The organism is Pseudomonas sp. (assembly GCF_037994325.1).
Lineage (GTDB): Bacteria > Pseudomonadota > Gammaproteobacteria > Pseudomonadales > Pseudomonadaceae > Aquipseudomonas.
This window is the reverse complement of sequence record NZ_JBBNAH010000499.1, coordinates 1-3,016: the sequence shown is the minus strand read 5'-3', so window position 1 is coordinate 3,016 and position 3,016 is coordinate 1. Positions and strand designations below refer to the sequence as shown.

Annotated in this window: 2 protein-coding genes and 1 tRNA gene; 1 reads left to right on the top strand and 2 read right to left on the bottom strand. The window is 61.9% G+C overall.

Annotated elements, in window-relative coordinates; genetic code table 11:
- The first annotated feature begins 175 nt into the window (after positions 1-175).
- Positions 176-252 (top strand) — tRNA-Asp (locus AAAB16_RS16930).
- 381 nt (positions 253-633) lie between these two features.
- Here the strand turns inward: AAAB16_RS16930 and AAAB16_RS16925 are convergent.
- Both AAAB16_RS16925 and AAAB16_RS16920 read right to left on the bottom strand, forming a co-directional pair.
- Positions 634-1,671: an AraC family transcriptional regulator gene (locus tag AAAB16_RS16925; protein WP_340664373.1), complete on the bottom strand. Its 1,038-nt coding sequence runs from the start codon at positions 1,669-1,671 to the stop codon at positions 634-636.
- Positions 1,672-1,674: 3 nt separating this feature from the next.
- Entirely contained in the window at positions 1,675-2,709 is a 1,035-nt protein-coding gene (locus tag AAAB16_RS16920) for a nitrilase-related carbon-nitrogen hydrolase (protein WP_340664372.1), read from the bottom strand.
- Positions 2,710-3,016: the final 307 nt, after the last annotated feature.

Here is a 3,016-nt window from a genome sequence, read left to right as displayed (position 1 = left end):
TTCAGTCGGTTAGAATACCGGCCTGTCACGCCGGGGGTCGCGGGTTCGAGTCCCGTCCGCTGCGCCATTATTTGCCAACGACGACCTTGTCGGCGTTGAGATCCTCCAGCCAACCAGGGCGGTCGATCAGAAGCAGCACTGTTTTACGTTGTACCGGACGCAAGTCCACCGACACGCAGCGGTAGTTCAGTCGGTTAGAATACCGGCCTGTCACGCCGGGGGTCGCGGGTTCGAGTCCCGTCCGCTGCGCCATATACGAAACCCTTGGATCGAAAGGTCCAAGGGTTTTTTATTGGCCGCGATAAAGTCCGTGGAAGTGGGTTCGTTCATTTATTAGTCATCTGCAGGCTTTAGGCTTTCCGGACCACCGACAGATAGATGAGCGAGCACAAGCCAATGGACGATTACCAAGAAGAGCTACTGGAATACCGCGCTGAGCAGGAAGAGTCTGCCGATGGTGTGGAAGACGCGACCGAGCTGTAAGGCTGCGTTTGGGCTGCACCTCACCCTGGTCCTCTCCCCAGAGGGGCGAGGCGACTAAAGCGAATCGGTGCTTGGGCCGTCTGGCGCGATTGAGCTCCCCTCGCCCGCTTGCGGGAGAGGGACTGGGGGAGAGGGCTGGATACAGCACACTTACCCCGCCTTACGCTGCTCGCGCCGAAACTCCCCCGGCGTTTTGCCAGCCCAGCGTTTAAACGCCCGTTGAAACGCCTCCGCCGAAGCAAACCCGAGCAAATAGGCAATCTCGCCGAAGGCCAATTCCGTATCGCGGATATAGGCCATGGCCAAGTCCCGGCGCGTGTCATTAAGAATGGCGCGGAACTGTGTGCCTTCTTCGGCCAGCTTGCGGCGCAACGTCCAGGTCGGTAGTTGCAGGCGATTGGCGACTTCTTCCAGGTCGGGCTCGCGACCGTTCAATAGCGGCCCGAGCAACTGGCTGATGCGCTCGCGCAAGCTGCGGGTGCGGGTCAGTTGTTCCAGCTCGCGCTCGCAAATCTCCAGCAGGTGACGCCAGGTGCTCGGGCAATGCTCGGGATTGCGCAAGGCCAGGGAGGCTTGGTTCAGGCGCAGTTGGTTGGTGCTGCTGGAGAAGTCCACCGGGCAATTGAAGAGCGCACCGTACTGCTCGGCATAGCTGGTGGCAGGAAACTCGATCTCGACTTTTTCCACCGACAACGGTTGCCCGGCCAGCGCGCCCAACTGCGCGGCCCAGCCGGCCAGCACTGAGTCGACCACAAAGCGGTTATAGGCGTTATAGGGGTTGATCGAATAGAAGCGCAGCCAGGCGCCGCGCGTGTCTTCGTGAAAGCTCGATTGCCCGCGGTAGTTGTAGGCGTACAGCGGTTCAAAGCGGATCAGCGCCCGCGCCGCTTCGCGCACGGTGGGCGCCTGCGCGGCGGTAACGCCGGCCAAACCCACCTGGCTAAGGCGTGTATGCACGCCCATGCTCAAACCCAAGCCGGCATCGCCGCTCAGTTGAATGGCGGCATGGCCCAGGCGCATATAGCGCGGGATGGAAAGGCGTGCGCGGGGCTCGGCCAGGCGGGCGTTATCCAGGCCGTATTGTTCCAGCAGCGGGATCGGGTCGTGGCCGGCAACGCGCAGGGCATCCGCCAGCCCGTGGACAAAGCCCACCGACAGATCGCCTAAGCGCACGCGCACGGGTTTCATCGTTTACAGCCAGATATTCAGCAGGCGACCACCGTGGCCGCCCTCGGGCACCACGCCCAGCGCCGGGCCATTGATCAGGGAGCTGTGGCCGCTGGTGCGCAGATCCCATAACTGGCCGCGCAAAAATACGCGCATGGCGATGTGTGCGCCGTTGGCGGTATCCCAGGGCGGCGACGAGTCGCCAGTGCCCGTCATAAATGCAGGCACGACAAGCAACTGCGCATCTTGCGTGCGCAATTGCGCATAACCGTCTGGCTGCTCACTGTCGGCACCCATCAGCACGCCCAAGCGCCCGGCTGGCGTGTCGAGCACGCGCAAGTCGCTGCCCGCTGCCGCAGCGCTGAAGCCCCGTTCGACGTCAGTCAGGTAAACCTTGCCCTGTGGCTGCCCCAGCGGGGTGCCGTCGCTGCCGAATACCAGGCTGACGTTGTACAGCGGACCATCGCCTACCACTAACTGGCCGGCTTCCACGCGCGGTTCGGGCAGCACGATGGAGCCGGCCACCAAGGTGATGCCGAAGTCTTTGGCCAAGCCACCGAACACGTGCTGATAGTCGCGGGCCATCTCGGCGCTTTTCATCCGCAGCAGGGCGTCTTGCAGGCGGTTTTCACCCTTGGCAAACAGCAGGGCGCGGCTGAGCTTCAGCGGGTTGCTGGCGGCCAGCCAGGTCATCGCGTTGTTGATGCTGTGGGCTTGATAGACCTCGGCCTTTTCGCCGCTGATCAATAGCCAGGTGCCGATATGTTCCGGCAGCACAGCGACGGTTTTGCCATTGAGCAAACCTTCGTCACGGGCCTTGTGCAGATAGGCAGCGAGCTTGAGGCGCAGCAATTCAACGCTGTGGTAATCGCCGGAAAACATCTCCGGCTGAATGCCTAGCAAGTTGCCGTTGGCGCCGGGAAGCCCCTGGTTCAGCGCCACTTCGCTGCGCAGGTCCGAGAGGTAATGGCTGTCGGTGGGTAAGTCGGTCCACAGCGCATAGGCGCCGAGGACGATAAAGGCAAAGCAGGCGAGGGTGTAGCCGAATAGTTTGCGCATGGTCATGGGCGTGCGGAATTAGGCCCTAAGGGTAGGGGGCCGAACGGCGCTTGCCAAGTCGCGCTGCGCGTTTGGATCAATAACTTGTCACTTCTGATCATTGAGAGGGGCTCTCTGGCTCTTTATCGTCTGCGCATAACTGACCGCTGCCCGATCAGGTTTCTCGAGGCAGCGGCATTTCGTGCATTAACCGTCTGATGTGGAGCTATCTATGACCGCCGCTCAATTCCCGCACCTGTTGGCCCCGCTGGATCTGGGGTTTACCACCCTGCGTAACCGCACCCTGATGGGCTCCATGCACACTGGG

Coding starts and splice junctions, on each gene's coding strand:
- AAAB16_RS16925 (WP_340664373.1), bottom strand. CDS start 1,671: ATGAAACCCGTGCGCGTGCGCTTAGGCGATCTGTCGGTGGGCTTTGTC.
- AAAB16_RS16920 (WP_340664372.1), bottom strand. CDS start 2,709: ATGCGCAAACTATTCGGCTACACCCTCGCCTGCTTTGCCTTTATCGTC.